This is a genomic window from Nakamurella leprariae, assembly GCF_016918035.1.
In the GTDB taxonomy this organism is placed as follows: domain Bacteria; phylum Actinomycetota; class Actinomycetes; order Mycobacteriales; family Nakamurellaceae; genus Nakamurella; species Nakamurella leprariae.
The window spans coordinates 176,057-192,103 of the sequence record NZ_JAERWK010000015.1 but is presented as its reverse complement, the minus strand read 5'-3'; the positions used below and the strand labels follow the sequence as shown (position 1 = coordinate 192,103).

At 74.6% G+C, this 16,047-nt stretch carries 14 protein-coding genes and 1 pseudogene; 13 read left to right on the top strand and 2 right to left on the bottom strand.

The features are described 5' to 3' along the window. Positions 1-18 precede the first annotated feature (18 nt). The 7 genes from JL106_RS12175 to JL106_RS12145 all read left to right on the top strand — a co-directional run bounded on the left by JL106_RS12175 (position 19) and on the right by JL106_RS12145 (position 4,794). Positions 19-840 carry a TetR/AcrR family transcriptional regulator gene (locus JL106_RS12175; protein ID WP_205260986.1) on the top strand — a complete coding sequence of 274 codons (822 nt, stop codon included), beginning with the start codon at positions 19-21 and terminating at the stop codon, positions 838-840. 447 nt (positions 841-1,287) lie between these two features. After that, positions 1,288-2,085 carry a DUF2382 domain-containing protein gene (locus JL106_RS12170; RefSeq protein WP_205260985.1) on the top strand — a complete coding sequence of 266 codons (798 nt, stop codon included), beginning with the start codon at positions 1,288-1,290 and terminating at the stop codon, positions 2,083-2,085. A 63-nt stretch (positions 2,086-2,148) separates the two neighbouring features. Beyond that, complete coding sequence (locus JL106_RS12165) at positions 2,149-2,334, top strand: CsbD family protein (RefSeq protein ID WP_205260984.1); 186 nt, start codon at positions 2,149-2,151, stop codon at positions 2,332-2,334. A gap of 148 nt (positions 2,335-2,482) precedes the next feature. Further along, positions 2,483-2,728, top strand: a complete 246-nt coding sequence (locus tag JL106_RS12160; RefSeq protein WP_205260983.1) for a hypothetical protein — start codon at positions 2,483-2,485, stop codon at positions 2,726-2,728. A gap of 121 nt (positions 2,729-2,849) precedes the next feature. Beyond that, on the top strand, positions 2,850-3,743 hold the full coding sequence (locus JL106_RS12155) for a hypothetical protein (RefSeq protein ID WP_205260982.1): 894 nt from the start codon (positions 2,850-2,852) through the stop codon (positions 3,741-3,743). Continuing rightward, positions 3,740-4,156, top strand: coding sequence for a phage holin family protein (locus JL106_RS12150; RefSeq protein ID WP_205260981.1), 417 nt, complete (start codon positions 3,740-3,742; stop codon positions 4,154-4,156). Before JL106_RS12155 ends, JL106_RS12150 begins: the two co-directional genes overlap by 4 nt. Next, positions 4,156-4,794 (top strand): DUF3618 domain-containing protein, encoded by a 639-nt coding sequence (locus JL106_RS12145; RefSeq protein WP_205260980.1) that lies wholly within the window; start codon positions 4,156-4,158, stop codon positions 4,792-4,794. Before JL106_RS12150 ends, JL106_RS12145 begins: the two co-directional genes overlap by 1 nt. 99 nt (positions 4,795-4,893) lie before the next feature. On the opposite strand, the gene JL106_RS12140 is transcribed toward JL106_RS12145, so the two are convergent. After that, positions 4,894-7,107, bottom strand: a complete 2,214-nt coding sequence (locus tag JL106_RS12140; RefSeq protein WP_205260979.1) for a RecQ family ATP-dependent DNA helicase — start codon at positions 7,105-7,107, stop codon at positions 4,894-4,896. A 444-nt stretch (positions 7,108-7,551) separates the two neighbouring features. On the opposite strand from JL106_RS12140, the gene JL106_RS12135 reads away from it, so the two are divergent. The 5 genes from JL106_RS12135 to gluQRS all read left to right on the top strand — a co-directional run bounded on the left by JL106_RS12135 (position 7,552) and on the right by gluQRS (position 14,670). Next, the gene (locus JL106_RS12135; protein WP_205260978.1) at positions 7,552-8,409 is read left to right on the top strand and encodes a hypothetical protein; all 858 of its coding nucleotides are present in this window, start codon (positions 7,552-7,554) and stop codon (positions 8,407-8,409) included. Continuing rightward, a complete protein-coding gene (locus JL106_RS12130; protein ID WP_205260977.1) occupies positions 8,406-11,237 on the top strand; it encodes a CHAT domain-containing protein in 2,832 nt (943 codons plus the stop codon). The genes JL106_RS12135 and JL106_RS12130 overlap by 4 nt, the downstream gene beginning before the upstream one ends. A 177-nt stretch (positions 11,238-11,414) precedes the next feature. After that, on the top strand, positions 11,415-12,896 hold the full coding sequence (locus tag JL106_RS12125; RefSeq protein WP_205260976.1) for a S8 family peptidase: 1,482 nt from the start codon (positions 11,415-11,417) through the stop codon (positions 12,894-12,896). A 194-nt stretch (positions 12,897-13,090) separates the two neighbouring features. Then, complete coding sequence (locus tag JL106_RS12120; protein WP_205260975.1) at positions 13,091-13,615, top strand: hypothetical protein; 525 nt, start codon at positions 13,091-13,093, stop codon at positions 13,613-13,615. Then, a complete protein-coding gene (gene gluQRS / locus JL106_RS12115; protein ID WP_328842190.1) occupies positions 13,600-14,670 on the top strand; it encodes a tRNA glutamyl-Q(34) synthetase GluQRS in 1,071 nt (356 codons plus the stop codon). Before JL106_RS12120 ends, gluQRS begins: the two co-directional genes overlap by 16 nt. On the opposite strand, the pseudogene JL106_RS22530 reads toward gluQRS, so the two are convergent. Next, positions 14,671-15,235, bottom strand: a pseudogene (locus JL106_RS22530) (tryptophan--tRNA ligase); the annotation flags it as partial. It lies immediately after the preceding gene. Between the two features lie 51 nt (positions 15,236-15,286). Between JL106_RS22530 and JL106_RS20995 the strand changes: the two are divergent. After that, a complete protein-coding gene (locus JL106_RS20995; RefSeq protein ID WP_236007504.1) occupies positions 15,287-16,039 on the top strand; it encodes an alpha/beta fold hydrolase in 753 nt (250 codons plus the stop codon). Positions 16,040-16,047 lie beyond the last annotated feature (8 nt).

Genomic DNA, 16,047 nt, shown 5'->3' with positions numbered 1-16,047 from the left:
GAGGCGAGGAGGCGCGCGATGCGTCGCAGTTCGGCCGACGAGTCGACGCGTGACCCGGCCGCTGCGGAACCTGCCGTGGGCGGCGCTGACGCGCCCGTCGATCCCGACACCCCGGAAACCCGCGGATCCCGCGCGGCCGTGCTGCCCGCAGCCGCTCCCGGTACGGCCCGCAACGCCCTGGACCGGCGGCGCATCCTGGGCGCCGCGGTCGAACTCATCGATCAGGACGGACTGCGGCAGCTGACCATGCGGCGGCTCGGGGCTCACCTGGGTGTCGAGGCGATGGCGCTCTACCACTGGGTGCCGGGGCGCGAGAGCCTGTTGGACGGGGTGGTGGAGACCGTCGTCGACGAGCTCTACGGCGATCCCGACGTCCACCTCAGCTCGCCGGACTGGCAGGAGTACCTGCAACGACTGGGCCACGGGGTGCGGCGGATCGCGCTGGCCCACCCCAAGGTGTTCCCGCTGATCGCCACCCGGCCACCCGCCGCGCCGTGGGTGCACCCGCCGCTGCGCAGCCTGCGCTGGATGGAGTCGTTCCTCACCGAGCTGCAGCGCTGCGGGTTCAGCGACGCCCACGCAGTCGCCGCGTACCGGGCGTTCTCCAGCTTCCTGCTCGGCCATCTGCTGCTGGAGGTGTCCACCCACGGCGCCGACATCGGGCCCATCGAACAGGAGGATCCGGGCCGTCCGGACCCCACCGACCTTGCCGAGTATCCGCGGCTGTCCGCCTTGCAGGCGGAGCTGTCCCAGGACCGGTCGGCCGAGGAGTTCGAGGAGGCGCTCGAGGTGCTGCTCGACCGGTTGGAACGGCTGCTCGACCACCCGCCGCACCGGTGAACGGACCGCGCGGCGCGGGCGCGAGCCACTGGCCGGTCCGCCAGGATCCTCGCGCTCCTGGCTGTTTGACAGGAATCTTGGTGGGCAGCCGCGTCGAACGGGTGGCGCGGTCGCAGACCTGCTCGTAAGGTTTACGACGTAAGGCCGGCTGGGTCCGCGGCGACCGACCGTTCCGGACATCACCGGCCGAACACCGCCACCACGAAGCCGACGGCGGCCGTCCGACGACGCCCGCCGTACGCCTCGCTGGCGGCACCGCGCGCTGCGCCGGGTGGACTCGCCCGGCCACACCTGGCCCTGCTGAACAGGTTTGGCTTCCCGCCGGACCGGAAACCGGCAGGACACGAATACTGCGGTCGGACCGCAGTCGTCACCTCGGAGCACCACCGTGACCCGCCGCGGCTCCCCTCGGACACCGCCGGCACCGACACACGAAGGAGATCATCCATGGTGAACGTTGACCAGACCGCCCACCTGCTCGACAACGGCGTGGTCGTCGGCCAGGACGGTGAGCGCCTCGGCAAGGTCAGCGAGGTCTACCTCGACGACCAGACCGGCGTCCCCAGCTGGGTGACCGTCAAGACCGGTTGGTTCGGCGCGAAGGAGTCGTTCGTGCCCCTGGACCGTGCCCAGGTCGACGGCGACGACATCCGGGTGCCGTACGACAAGGAGACCGTCCGCTCGGCTCCGCACTTCGAAGCGGGCGAACCGCTGTCGCCGGACAACGAGGAGCAGCTGTACTCGTACTACGGCCTGGGCACCGCCGGGACCACCACCGACACCTCCGTCGAGGCGCCCGGCACCACCACCCGGACCGCCGACGCCGACCGTGATCTCGCGGTCGCCGGCACGGCTGACCGGACCGGAGGCGACGACGTGCTCACCCGGTCCGAGGAACACCTGAACGTCGGGACCCAGCGGGTCGAGACCGGGCGGGCGCGGCTGCGCAAGTACGTGGTGACCGAGAACCAGACCGTGACGGTGCCGGTGCAGCGCGAGGAGGTCCGGGTCGAACGCGAGCCGATCGGGCCGGAGGCCGCCACCGGTGGGGCCGAGATCGGTGAGGCCACTGCGGAAGTCACGCTCTCCGAGGAGCGCGTGGTGGTCCACAAGGAGACCGTCCCGGTCGAGCAGGTCCGGCTGACCACCGACACCGTCACCGAACAGCAGCAGGTGACCGAGGCCGTCCGCAAGGAGGAGATCGAGGTCGACACCGATCCCACGACGGACCGGACTGCCCGCTGAGGGTCGAGCCCCTGACCTGGTCACACCAGGAGTCCGCCCCCACGAACAGCGAGGAGATGCGCGATGACGATGGGCGACACGATCAAGCACGCCGGTGAGGAAGCCGTCGGCAAGGCCAAGGAGGCCGCCGGCCGGGCGACCGACGACCCGGAGCTGCAGGCGGAGGGCCGAGGCGACCAGGCCTCGGCGGACGTCAAGCAGACCGGCGACAAGCTCAAGGACGCAGCGCACGACATCACCGGCCGCTGAACCGTTCCCGGGTCGATCGCCGCACCGATCCGGGAGTGGGCGGCCCGCGTCACCTTGCCGCCGGGCGACCCCGGCGGCAAGGTGTCGCGCTCCTCGGAGACCGATCTCCCCGACCGCTCCGGTGCCGCCGACCGGCACCGTGCTCGACGTGCAGGAGGCAACCGTGAACATCGACAAGAACCAGATCCTGGAGTTCCTGCGCGGGCAGGACAAGCAGCGGGAGGCCGACCAGGCCGCGCAGGAACTGCCCGACCAGGTCGACACCGACCGGGACGCCGGGCTGCTCAGCAAGTTCGGCATCGACATCCCGGCGCTGCTGGCGAAGTTCGGACTGGGCGACAAGCTGGGTGGCATCGCCGACAAGCTGCCCGGCGGCCTCGGCAAGCTGCTCTGACCGCCGGTCCCGACCGGCCTGCCGGCCTCGCGGACGCGGCCACCAGCTCCGCTGCCGGATCCCCGGACCTGCCCACCCACTCGATCGTCCGACGACAGCCGTCGGGAGAGCAGAGGTCACTGTGACAGACCCACGAAGCAACCCCGTTCCCGATCCGCTGCTGGATCCGGTCGAGCCACCGCCGGCCGGCGGTCCCGTCGCCGCGCGGTCCCGCTCCGGCGGGCCGAGCGGCGCCGGGAGCACGGCGGGATCCACCAAGGACGTCGCCGCCGACCAGGCCAAGCAGGTCGCCGGCTCGGCCAAGGAGTCCGGCCAGCAGGTCGCGGCCTCGGCCAAGGAGTCCGGCCAGCAGGTGGCGGCCGTCGCCAAGGAGCAGGTCTCCGCGGTGACCGCCGAGGCCGGTCAGCAGCTCCAGCAGCTGTGGTCGCAGTCCCGCGCCGAACTGACCGACCAGGCCGGAGCCCAGCAGCAGCGCGTCGCCTCGGGGCTGCACTCCCTGGCCGGGCAGCTGTCGTCGATGGCCGAGAAGTCCGACGAGGCAGGAGTGGCCACCGACCTCGCGCACCAGGCGGCCGACCGGGTCCGTGCGGTGGCCGGCTTCCTGGAGAGCCGGGATCCGGGTGGATTGCTCGAGGAGGTCAGGTCCTTCGCCCGGCAGCGACCCGGCGCCTTCCTGGCCATCGCCGCCGGCGCCGGCCTGCTCGCCGGCCGGTTCCTGCGCGGAGCGACCGCCTCGGATGACTCCGCCGACTCGTCCGATCGGTCCGACGGTGCACCCGTCGCGCAGTCGGATCGCGCCCAGACACCCGCCGCGAACGCCCACGGGATCGCCGGACTCAACGTGGCCCGGACCGGAGCGCTGCCCACCGTCTCGCCCAGCGAGCCCCCGCCGCTGGCGCCGCAGCCCGGCCCGCTGGCCGCCGAGGCGCAGGACATCCCGCCGGTGCCGGAGTCCGCGGTCGGCCTGCCCACCGGCCCACGGCCGCCCCGGGAGCCGGGGACGGGCACCCGATGAGCAGTCCCGTCGAGCAGCACGGGCTGCCGCCGACCGGCCGTGAGCCGTCCCTCGGCGAACTGCTGTCCGAGATCACCACCGACATCTCCACCCTCATGCGGCAGGAGGTGGCGCTGGCCAAGGCCGAGGTCCAGCAGTCCGCGGCCCGGGCCGGCAAGGGCGTGGGGATGTTCGGCGGCGCTGCGTTCGCCGGCTACATGGTGCTGCTGTTCCTGACCATCGCGCTGTGGTGGCTCATCGGCGGGGCCACCGGCCTGGGCTGGTCGGCCCTCATCGTCGCCGTGATCTGGGCCGTCATCGGCGCGGTCCTGTACTCGGTCGGCCGCAAGGAGCTCAAACAGGTCCGCGGGTTGCCCCGGACGGCGGCCACCGTGAAGCGCATTCCCGACGCCCTCAAAGGAGACGAAGCCTGATGGCCGACGACCCCGACCAGATCCGTCGCGAGATCGAGCGCACCCGAGGCGATCTCAGCCACAACGTGAACGCCCTGTCCGACCGGGTCAATCCGGCCAGCATCGCCCAGCGGCAGAAGAACAGGGTGGTGAGCACCGTGGTGGGCGTCAAGGACAAGGTGATGGGCCAGGCCGCCGATCTGGCCGACTCCAGTCGGTCGACGGCGTCCTCGGTGAGCGACTCGATCAGCGACACCGCCTCCGGGACCCAGTCGGCGGTGCGCCGGCAGACCCGGGGCAACCCGCTGGCCGCCGGGCTCATCGCGTTCGGCGCGGGCGCGCTGCTGGCCTCGCTGCTGCCGGCCAGCCAGCGGGAGCGCCAGGCCGTGCAGGCGGTGAAGGAACAGGCGCAGCCGCTGGTCTCGCAGTTGGGTGATCAGGCCAAGGAGGTCGCCGAGCACCTCAAGGAGCCTGCGCAGCAGGCGGTGGAGTCGGTGAAGTCGACGGCCACCGAGGCGGCGCAGACCGTCAAGGAGGAGGGCGCCGCGCAGGCGCAGAGCGTCAAGGACGATGCCCAGCACGCCGCCCAGGACGTCAAGCAGGACGCCCAGGACGCGGCGGGGACGACGAAGGACGCTGCCCAGCAGCAGCGGTCCTGACCGACCTCCCGCGCCGCGCGTCGGTCGCGATCCGTACTCGGGGCGCCCACCATCACGGTGGGCGCCCCGAGTCGTGTGCCGATCAGCGTCAGCGCACGGTCAGCGGACGGCCAGTGTGAACGGGTGCACGGCGGCCGCGCCGGCCCGGCGCAGCACCCGGGCCGCGACGGTGAGGGTCCAGCCGGTGTCCGTCCAGTCGTCGACCAGCAGCAGTCGCTGCTCGGCGAGTGCCGCTGCTCCTTCGGGAGTCTCGAGCCGGAACCGGTCGGCGACCTGGCGCAGCCGCTGGGCCGAGTTGGTGCCCCGGTCCGGGTCGGCCGGGGGCACGTCCGGATCGGGCACCAGCCGGGCCAGCACCGGCACCCCCAGCACCTTGGCCAGGCCGGTGCCCAGGTGCTCGATGAGCTGTGGCCGGCGGAGCGACGAGATGATCGCCACGCCGTCCAGCCGGGGCAGATGTCCCGGGTCGTCGGTGTCGAGCGCAGCCCACGCGTCCAGCACCTGCACGGCGGCGTGCCGGAGCGGCACCGCCACCGGGCCGTCCGGGGCCTCCGGCGCGAACGCCTCGCGCAACGCCTGCCCCCAGCCCAGACCGTCCAGCCGACCGACGGCGCGCCCGGCGGCCGCCTTCTCCCCCGCCGGCAGTCGACCGGACCAGGGCAGACCGAGCGCGGCCATCCCGGACGGCCACTGCCCCCGCGCGGCGATCGGCACGCCGGGCACGGCCAGCCCGGTCCGGGCCCGGCCGATGAGCTCGTCCGACACCGTCGTGGCCAGGGTCAGACCACCGCAGGTGTCGCAGCGGCCGCACCGCCAGCCATCTCCCCCGCCACCGTCCGGCAGGTCCACGTCGTCGAGCTGCCGGCGCAGGAACGCCATCCGGCACTCGTCGGTGCGCTGGTAGTCGAGCATGGCCTGCTGCTCGGCGTCACGGGTCGCGGCGACCCGGGCGTAGCGGTCGGCGTCGTACTCCCACGGCTGCCCGGTGGCGGTCCAGCCCCCGGTGACCCGGCGGACGGCGCCGTCCACGTCCAGCACCTTGAGCATCATCTCCAGCCGGGACCGGCGCAGGTCGACCAGCGGTTCCAGCGCCGGCACCGACAGCGGCCGCTCCGCCTCGTCCAGCGCCTGCAGGGTGCGGCGCACCCGGCTCTGCTCCGGGAAGGCCAGCGACCCGAAGTAGCGCCAGATGTCCTGGTCCTCGGTCCCGGGCAGCAGCACCGCCTCGGCCTCGGCCACCCCACGCCCGGCTCGGCCGACCTGCTGGTAATAGCTGATCGGGGACGCCGGCGCGCCCAGGTGGTACACGAACCGCAGGTTCGGTTTGTCGAACCCCATGCCCAACGCGGACGTGGCCACCACCGCGCGCAGCCGGTCGGCCAGCAGGTCGTCCTCGATGGTGGCCCGCTCGGTCGGATCGGTCCGGCCGGAGTACGCCGCCACGGCCAGACCCTGGCGACGCAGGTGATCGGCCACCTGCTCGGCCACGGCGATGGTCAGACAGTAGATGATCCCGGAGCCGTCCAGCTGCCGCAGCCGCTCGGTCAGCCAGCCCAGCCGGCTGGCGTGGTCCGGCAGCGACACCACCCCCAGGTGCAGCGACCCGCGGTCGAGCGAACCACGCAGCACCACCACCTCGTCGTCCAGACCCAGTGCGAGATCGGCCGTGCCGACCCGGTCGCCGTGCAGCTGCTCGGCCACGTCGCGCACCACCCGCGCGTTGGCGGTGGCCGTGGTGGCCAGCACCGGGATGCCGGCGGGCAGCTCACCGAGCAGCGTGCGGATCCGCCGGTAGTCGGGCCGGAAGTCGTGACCCCAGTCGGAGATGCAGTGCGCCTCGTCGATGACGACCAGTCCGGCGCTGGCGGCCAGCCGGCCGAGCACCTCGTCCCGGAACCCGGGATGGTTGAGCCGCTCCGGCGAGACCAGCAGCACGTCCACCGCGCCGTCGTGGATGTCCCGGTGGACCTGCTCCCACTCGTGCGCGTTGGCCGAGTTGATCGTCACCGCGCGGATCCCGGCTCGCTGCGCCGCGGCGATCTGGTTGCGCATCAACGCCAGCAGCGGCGAGATGATGACCGTCGGGCCGGCCCCCTGCTCACGCAGCAGCGCGGTGGCCACGAAGTACACCGCCGACTTGCCCCACCCCGTGCGCTGCACGACCAGGGCCCGGCGGCGGTCCTCCACCAGCGCCCGCACCGCGGTGAGCTGATCGGCCCGCAGCTCCGCCGTCGGCGAGCCGACCAGGGCGCGCAGCCGTTCGGTGGCCCGCTGTTCCAGGCCGGCGTCGACGGGCACGGTGGTGGCATCCATGGGACGCAGGCTACGAGCGACCCCCGACAGGCATGACGTCCGCGCGCCGCACCGGACCGCCGGTGGCGGCCAGCCGCTCGAGCAGATCGGCGCCGAGCCGGCCGGCGTCCAGCCCGTCGTGCTCGGCTTCGATGTGCCCGGCCGTCCGGCGGTACCCCGGGCTGGTCCAGCACTCGCCGGACGGCCGTGGCCGACTGAACCCGGGCGGCGGGATGCCGGATCCGGGTGATCTGCGCCCTGATCACGCAGCCGCGGCTCATCCGCGCCGCTGACCCACATCCGCGCCGCCGATCCCCGGCGCACCTGCGCAGCAAGGGCGCAGACCCGGCGCATCCCATCCAGCCGCGCCCTGAACACGCAGCCGCACCCTGATCACGCAGCCGCGGCGCAGCCCCGACCGCGCACGGCATCCGTCCTGTCCGGGTCCCCCTCTAGGCTGGATCAGTGGGGTGGTGGGAACGCAACATCGTGGAGCCGGGCAAGTTGCCCCTCCTGCTGTGCCTGGCCGCCTTCATCGCGACGTTCCTGGTCACCCGCCTGATCACCCGGTCGATCCGGGCCGGACGGGGTCCGTTCAGGGACAACGTCACCAGCTCCGGCACCCACGTCCACCACGCGGTCCCGGGGATCCTGCTGCTGGTCGCCGGTGCGCTGCTGGCCATCTCCACCCCACAGCGCCCGTGGGTGCACATCGCGGCGGTGGCCATCGGCGTCGGGATGTCGCTGGTGCTGGACGAGTTCGCGCTGATCCTGCACCTGCAGGACGTGTACTGGTCGTCCGAGGGACGACTGTCGGTGGAGGTCATCGGCTTCACCGCCGCCGTGATGGGCTTCGGTCTGGTCGGCCTGTCGCCCAACGGCGTCGACCAGCTGTCGGCCGGTGAACTGGGCGTCCGGTTGTCGCTGACCACCGTGGTCGTCGTGCACGCGCTGCTGGCCCTCATCACCGTGCTCAAGGGCAAGTACCGCACCGCCCTGCTCAGCTGCTTCGTCCCGTTCATCGCGTGGGTGGCCGCGTTCCGGCTGGCCCGGCCCGGATCCTGGTGGGCTCGGCGCTGGTACGGCAAGCGCAGGCGGGCCAGGGCCGCCGTCCGCACCCGGGCCTGGGACGCCCGGTGGGATCCGCGCTGGGACCGGGTCTCCGACCTGATCGCCGGCCGACCCACCGCCGCCCGCACGGCGGTGGCGGGGACGGCCGGGGCCGCCGCCGGGCCGACGGCCCCCGGGACCAGCCCCGGAACCACGCCCGAGACGGCCCCCGACACCGCCCGGGAGAACGCCGATCCGGCCGAGCCCCGATGACGACGGCCGCGCCGGAGCTGGCCCGGCGGGCCCGGGAACTGCGCCGGCTGACCGTGGCCGATCCAGTCCGCCACCTGCCGGAGGTGCGGGACCTGCTGGCGGCGGCCCGCCAGGCGGGTGACACCGAGGCCGAGGTGCTGGCCCTGCACACCATCGGTTCGGCGCTGCTCACCACGCTGGACGCGGCCGCGGCCAAGACCACTCTCGACCGCGCGGTGCGGGTGGCCCGCCGGTCGTCCCGGGTCGACGACCTGGGCGCCGCGCTGGTCAGCCGGGCCGGCGCCCAGATGGCCCTGGGCCGTTCCACGGCCGCCTTCCGCGACCTGGCCGAGGCCGCCGCGCTGCCGGTGCCCGCGTCCGGACCGACCGGCACGGCCGATCCCGGCGACCCGGAGGATCCGCCGGTGGCCCGGCTGGCTGCCTTCCAGCACGGCGTGCTGGCCCAGAACCTCGGGCGGTTGTCCGAGGCGGCCGGTCACTACCGCACCGTGCTGGCCGCCCCCGACATCGGCTCGGTGCTCACCGCCAAGGCGGGCAACAACCTCGGTCTCATCGAGATCCAGCTCGGCCGCCCGGCCGCCGCGTTCGGAGCGCTGGAACTGGCCCGGCGGGCGGCCGAGGGTTCCCCGGTGCTCGCGGCCAACGTGGCCAGCAGCCGGGCCTGGGTGTCGCTGCACGCCGGCCGCATCCTGGACGGGCTCGAGCAGTTCGAGCAGGCCGAGGAGCTGTTCGCCGTAGCCGGGTCCAGCTCGGCCGAGCACGCCATCGAGTACGCCGACGCCCTGCTCGACCTGCGCCTGGTCAGCGAGGCCGCCGAGGTGGCCGAACGGGTCACCGCCGAGTTCCAGCAGCGGGGCGCCGGGCTGATGGCGGCCGAGGGCATCCTGCGGCTCGCGACGGCCCGACTGCTGCAGGACCGGGCGGCGGAGGCCCGGCGCTGGGCGCACCAGGCCCACCAGATGTTCCGCGAGCAGCGCCGACCACTGTGGGCCGCACGGGCGACGGTGCTGCAGGCCGAGGCCTCGCTCGGGCCCGTCGGCACCGAGGCACCTGCCCGGACGGACGAGCCACCCGCCCCGCACACGCGGGCGGCGCCCCGACCCGACCTCGCCGCAGCGGCCGGGTCGCCACTGCACCCGGAGGCGCCGGAACCTCCGCCCATGCCCGACCCGGTGACCCCGGCCCAGGTGAGCCGGGCCGCCGCCACCGTCGACCAGCTCGGTCCGGTGGCCGCGGCGGTGCACGCCCACCTGGTGGCCGGGCGGACCGCGCTGGCCGCCGGATCCCCGGCGCCGGCGGTCACCCACCTGACGCGGGCGGTCCGGCTGGCCGAGGGCGGCCCGGTGCTGCTGCGCCTGCACGGCGCGCTGGCCGGCGCCCTGGCCGCGCGCACCCGCGGCGACCGGGACGAGGTGCTGCGGCACTGCCGGGCCGGGCTGTCCGACCTGGCCCGGCACCGGGACGCCTTCGGGTCGCTGGAGATGCGGGTCCGCGCCGGCGACCACGGGGGTGACCTGGGTCGGCTCGGGCTCGAGGAACTACTCCGGGGCGGGACGGCAGCCCAGGTGTTCGCCTGGACCGAGCGGACCCGGGCGGCGTCGCTCACCGCGGTCGCCCCGGTGCCGGACGGCGGCCTCGGCGACGAGCTGGCCGAACTGCGGGCGGTCGGCGCCGAGCTGGAGCGCGGGGACGGCGACCCCGTCGACCTGCTGGCCCGACAGGCCGCGCTGGAACGGCGCATCGGACGGATCACCCGCCGCCGCGCCGGGTCCGGGCCGGCCGACGAGGCCGCGGACGGTCAGGTGGCCGGCTCGGCGGACAGCAGTGCGTTCGCCGGCGTCTCCCCCACCCGGCTGCGCCGACTGCTGGCCGGCCGCGCCCTGGTCAGCTATGCGGCGCTGGCCGACCGGCTGGTGGCGGTGACCGTCGGCCCGCGGGGCGTGGCGGTGGTCGACCTGGGCCAGCCGGCACCCGTCCTGGAGGCGGTCGAGCGGCTGATGTTCGCGGTCCGACGGCTGTCCCGGCCGGGACCGGTGGGCGCGGCCAGGCGCGCGGCCCGGGCCGCGGCGGGACGCGCGGTGGCCGATCTGGCCGCCCGGTTGATCGATCCGCTGGCCCTCGACCCGGTTACCGAACTGGTGGTGGTGCCCAGCGCGATCCTGCACCGGGTGCCGTGGTCGGCGCTGCGCAGCGGCCCGGTCGCGGTCGCGCCGTCCGCCGCGGTGTGGGCGACCGGCATCGCGGAACGGTCCGATGGGCACGGGAACGGTCGTGCGGCCACCGCCCTGGTCGCCGGTCCCGGCCTGCAGGGCGCGCGCACCGAGGTGCTGGCCCTGCAACGCGTCTACCCGAACGCGGACGCACTGCTGCCCCCGGACAGCACCGTGGCCGCGACTCAGCAGCTGCTGGGTCAGGTCGAGCTGGCCCACCTGGCCTGCCACAGCCGGCTGCGGGCCGACAACCCCATGTTCAGCTCGCTGCAGCTCACCGACGGCGCCCTCACCCTGCACGAGCTCGACCTGGCCGCGGCCGCACCGCGGCGGATGGTGCTGGCCGCGTGCAACTCGGCCGCGGGCATCGGGTTCGGCGCCGACGACGTGCTCGGCTTCGTCAGCGCCCTGCTGGCCCGCGGCACCCGCGGTGTGCTGGCCAGCGTGGTGGCCGTGCCCGACGCGGCGTCGGCGCTGATCATGCCGGTGCTGCACGCGGCGCTGGCCGACGGCGGGACCATGGCCTCCGCCCTGGCCACCGCCCGCTCGGTGCTGGACCCCGACGACCCCGCCCACTTCGTCACCTGGTGCGCGTTCAACGCCTACGGCGCCGCCTGACGCGCCGTCTGCACCGGTCCGGCAGCGCCGTGTATCACCGTCCGTCCTCCCTGATCCGGCTGGTGCGCGGACACCGCACTACGATCCGGCACGCCAGCGACGATGGGATCGTCGGCGGACCGCGCACCGCAGAGCCACCACGGTTGACCCGATGCCCGGAGAGGACGGCGCCCGCCCATGTCCAACGGAGAACCGCCGGCGCAGCAGCCGGCCGATGACCGGGGTGCCGCCGGCACCGTCTTCGGCACCGATTTCGCCACGACCGCCTACCCGCCGGCCGACGACCGCGACCACGCCGGGGTCGCTGCCCAGGTGGGCAGCCTCGGCGCGTCCCGCACCGGGTCGGACGACCTCCGGCGCGCCCTGCGCGGTCTGCAGGAACGGCGCTCGCGACCGCAGGAGGGGCTGGCCGCCCGGCCGGTGCTGCAGTTCAGCCTGCTGCCCGACCAGGACTCGCTCACCCTGGTGGTCGACGAGCTGCTGATGATGGCCGCCGACCTGGACGGCTCGACCGCCGCGTTCCGGCGCGGCCCGGCCCGGGACGTGCTGGCCCAGGCCGACTTCCACGACCCGGTGCCGGTCGACGAGCTCGACCGGCGGCTGGTGCGGCTGGTGCCCCGCTCGGCGTCCGTGCAGACGCTGCGGGACGTCGCCGCCCGGCTGCGCGAGCTGGGCTACCCCTGCGGGCTGAACCACGTCGCCCCGCTGAACCCGATCATCAAGGGCACCGGCGGCCCGGAGAACACCGCCCGCACCCTGTCCTTCCCGCCGCCGTGGACGCCGCAGCTGCTGGCCGCGCCGAGCCCGGTGACCGTGGCCGTCATCGACACCGGCATCACCGCGGCGGACCGGTCGGACGGCTGGCTGGCCGGGGTGGCCGACGCGGCCGGCCCGTCCGGCATCGACCCGCTGGACGTCTACTCCTGGGACGACACCCCAGGCCCTGACGGCTACCTCGATTACGGCGCCGGCCACGGCACCTTCGTCGCCGGGATCGTCCAGCAGGTGGCGCCGAAGGTGACCGTGCGCAGCTACCGCGCGGTGGACAGCGACGGCATCGGTTCCGAGGTCGACGTGGCCAAGGCCATGCTGGCGGCGGCCCGGGACGGGGCGACCGTGATCAACCTGTCGCTGGGTTCGGAGACCGACGCCGACCAGCCGCCCCTGGCCATCCGGGTGGCGCTGGACCTGCTGGCCGAACAGTTCCCGGACGTGCTGTGCGTGGCCGCCGCCGGCAACAGCGGTACCGAGCGGCCGGCCTGGCCGGCGGCGTTCCGCGAGGTGGTGTCGGTGGCCGCGCTGCGCGCCGACCTGCAGCCGGCGGCCTGGTCGAACCGCGGATCGTGGGTGGACTGCTCGACCATCGGCGAGGGCGTGTTCTCCACCTACGTCCGCGGCGTGGAGTACGAGGGCTTCGACCCGCCCGGCCCGGGGTCCGACGGGCCGGACACCTTCCCGGAGGCGGGCCCGGACGCCCCCGAGGAGCCGTGGGCGCTGTGGAGCGGGACGTCCTTCGCCGCGCCGCAGATCGCGGGGGCCATCGCCCGGATCAGCCAGGAGCGGGGCATCCCGCCGCGAGAGGCCTGTCGCCGGATGCTCGGCCTCGGCGTCCCGGTGCCCGGCTACGGCACAGCGCTGCACCTGCTGCCCGGATCCTGAGAACCCCGGCTCATCGCCCGACCCATCGCCCGACCCATCGCCGGGTATCAGCCGACCAGGCGGTCGCTCCGAGGAGAAGTCGGGACGGACCAGCAGCGGACGCGTCACCGGTCGTGACGCAGAATGGACCGGGTTCCGTGGGGCACCGGTCGCAACGGTCGACCCCGTGACCCGCGACGAGGAGGTGGACACCCGTGGAACGACGCCCGGTCGACTCCGGTGATCCCGGCATCCCGGATGCCGACGCTGCACTCCTGGCCGAACTGGCCGCCGCGGTCCACAGCGCGGACGCGGTCCCCGATCAGTTCCGACGGGCTGCCGTCGGCGCGTACGCCTGGCGGACGGTGGACGAGGAACTCGCCCTGCTGGGCCTGGCGTTCGACTCCGCCGACACGGCCGACGACCTGGGCCGGTCCTCGGCGGAGCTGGCCGGCGCGGTCCGCGCCGGTGGCGACCTGGACGAGCCCCGCGCGCTGAGCTTCCAGATCGAGGACAGCGGCCTGGAACTGGAGATCACCGACACCGTCGTCCGGGGACAGCTGCTCCCGCCGGCCGGCGGCGAGGTGGAGCTGCTCCGCGCCGACGGCAGCAGCACCACGGCCGTGGCCGACGCCGACGGCGAGTTCTCGCTGCCGCGGCCGGAGGGCACCGGGCCGGTCCGGTTCCGCTGCCGCCCGACGGGCGGCCGGCCCACGCTCACCCCGTGGACCACCCTCTGAGCGCACCGCGGATCGATCCGCACCACGGGTCCGCCGGCGGCGCGGGCCGGTTCGCCCCCAGCCCGTCGGGCGACCTGCACCTGGGCAACCTGCGGACCGCCCTGCTGGCCTGGCTCTTCGCCCGCTCCACCGGGCGGCGGTTCCTGATCCGGGTGGAGGACTTGGACCGGGTGCGTCCCGGCGCCGAGGCGCGGCAGCTCGCCGACCTGGCCGCGCTCGGGCTCGACGCCGACCCGCCGGTGGTCCGCCAGTCCGACCGGCTGCCCGGCTACCGGACGGCGCTCGACCGACTCCGGGACGCGGGTCTGGTCTACGGGTGTTTCTGCACCCGCCGGGAGATCCGCGAGGCCGCGTCCGCGCCCCAGGTCACCGCGGCGGGCGCGCCGTCTGTCGGGACGGAGCCCGGCCTCGCTCGTCCCTCGCTCGACCGACTCCTGCCGGCCGCGGAAATGGCCTACCCCGGCACCTGCCGTGCGCTCACCTCGGAGCAGATCGCCGCGCATCGGGCGTCGGGGCGGGTCGCCGCCTGGCGACTGCGGGCCGGGGACGGCCGGGAACCGTTGCGGTGGACCGTCACCGACGACCTGCTCGGCGAGTTCACCGGTCTGGTGGACGATGTCGTGCTGCAGCGCAACGACGGCGTCCCCGCCTACAACCTGGCCGTGGTGGTGGACGACGCCGACCAGGGCATCGACCAGGTGGTCCGCGGTGACGACCTGCTGACCTCGGCGCCCCGGCAGGCCCACCTGGCCCACCTGCTCGGCCTGCCGCCGGTCCGCTACGCCCACGTGCCGCTGGCACTGACCCCGGACGGCGCCCGCCTGGCCAAGCGCGACGGCGCCGTCACCCTGGCCGACCTGGTGCCCGCCGGGTGGACGCCGCCGGCCGTGCTGACCCTGCTGGCCGCCTCCCTCGGGCTGGCCGAGCCGGGCGAACCGGTGACACCCGCCGGTCTGCTGACCCGCTTCGATCCCTCCCGGTTGCCCCACGGACCATGGCGCATCGATCCCGCCACGCTGTCGGATCCCGCTGCGCCGCACCGGATCCGCTCGTAGTCAGTACCGCATGCCCAAGACGTCCCGCACGGTGCTCAGGGTGTCGTCGGCGATCTCGTTGGCCCGGGCGTTCCCGGCGGCGAGCACGTCGCGGAGATGGTCCGGCGCGGCGGCGTGCGTTGCGAACACAGCCCGGCCAGGGTGAGCAGGTTGGCCACCGCGGGCCGACCGACCGGGTCGAACGTGATGTCCGGATCGAGTCGGTGCGGGCACAGCGGATGAGCACGGCCGTCTCGTCGGCCGTGGCCTGCAGGTCGATGGCGTTGCCGCGGCTCCTGCTCATCTTCCGGCCGTCCAGCCCGTGCAGCACCAGCGCCTCGCCGACCAGTGCCTGCGGCTCGCGGAAGATCTCCCGGCCACCGGCGTACCGCTGGTTGAACCGCCGCGCGATGGTCCGGGCCTGCTCCAGGTGCGGCAGCTGGTCACGCCCGACCGGCACGACATCAGCGTGACAGAACAGGATGTCGACTGCCTGGTGCACCGGGTAGGTGAACAGCAGGCCGCTCGTGGGATGGGCACCGGTCGCCGCCCGCGCCTCGGCCTTGACCGTGGGATTGCGCTCCACCGGGACGGACCACGTCCGGCTGGGCCGAGCGGGTCTGACTACCGTGACCCGATGGCTGCAGCACACGCCGTCCCCGGCCACCCCGGCTTCGGGGGGCCGTCGGGCAGCTTCCTGCTCGTCCCGGGCGCCGGTGGCGCCGGCTGGATCTGGCACCGGGTGGTCGACGCGCTGCACGCCCGCGGGCACGCCGCGGTGGCCGTCGACCTGCCCGCCGACGACGAGCGGGCCGGCCTGGCCGAGTACGCCCAGGTCTGCGAGGACGCCGCCCGGACCGCGCTCCCGGCGGATCGCCCGCTGGTCGTCGCCGCGCTGTCCATGGGCGGTTTCACCGCGCCCCTGCTCGTCGGGCGGCTGCCCGTCCGGGCGCTGGTGCTGGTCAACGCGATGGTCCCGCTGCCCGGCGAGACCGGCGGTGCGTGGTGGCGGACGACCGGCCAGGCCCAGGCCCGGCTGGAGCAGGCGGAGCTGGACGGCCGGGACGTCAGCGGCGAGTTCGACGAGCGGGCCGAGTTCTTCCACGACGTGCCGGACGAGCTCACCGAGCAGGCGTTCACCATGGACGCCCGCCCGCAGTCCGATCGGCCGTTCGCCGACCCGTGGCCGCTGTCCACCTGGCCGGCTGTGACCACCGTGGTGTTGGCCGGGGACCGGGACCGCCTGTTCCCCGCCTCGTTCCAGGTCCGGGTGGCGCGGGAGCGGCTGGGCCTGGACGCCGAGATCGTTCCCGGCGGGCACCTGGCGCCGCTCGGTCACCCGACCGGCATCACCGACCGACTGGAGCGGCTGCTGCAGACCGGACGGTGACGCCGGCC

Coding starts and splice junctions, on each gene's coding strand:
- JL106_RS12175 (WP_205260986.1), top strand. CDS start 19: ATGCGTCGCAGTTCGGCCGACGAGTCGACGCGTGACCCGGCCGCTGCG.
- JL106_RS12170 (WP_205260985.1), top strand. CDS start 1,288: ATGGTGAACGTTGACCAGACCGCCCACCTGCTCGACAACGGCGTGGTC.
- JL106_RS12165 (WP_205260984.1), top strand. CDS start 2,149: ATGACGATGGGCGACACGATCAAGCACGCCGGTGAGGAAGCCGTCGGC.
- JL106_RS12150 (WP_205260981.1), top strand. CDS start 3,740: ATGAGCAGTCCCGTCGAGCAGCACGGGCTGCCGCCGACCGGCCGTGAG.
- JL106_RS12145 (WP_205260980.1), top strand. CDS start 4,156: ATGGCCGACGACCCCGACCAGATCCGTCGCGAGATCGAGCGCACCCGA.
- JL106_RS12140 (WP_205260979.1), bottom strand. CDS start 7,107: ATGGATGCCACCACCGTGCCCGTCGACGCCGGCCTGGAACAGCGGGCC.
- JL106_RS12130 (WP_205260977.1), top strand. CDS start 8,406: ATGACGACGGCCGCGCCGGAGCTGGCCCGGCGGGCCCGGGAACTGCGC.
- JL106_RS12125 (WP_205260976.1), top strand. CDS start 11,415: ATGTCCAACGGAGAACCGCCGGCGCAGCAGCCGGCCGATGACCGGGGT.
- JL106_RS20995 (WP_236007504.1), top strand. CDS start 15,287: ATGGCTGCAGCACACGCCGTCCCCGGCCACCCCGGCTTCGGGGGGCCG.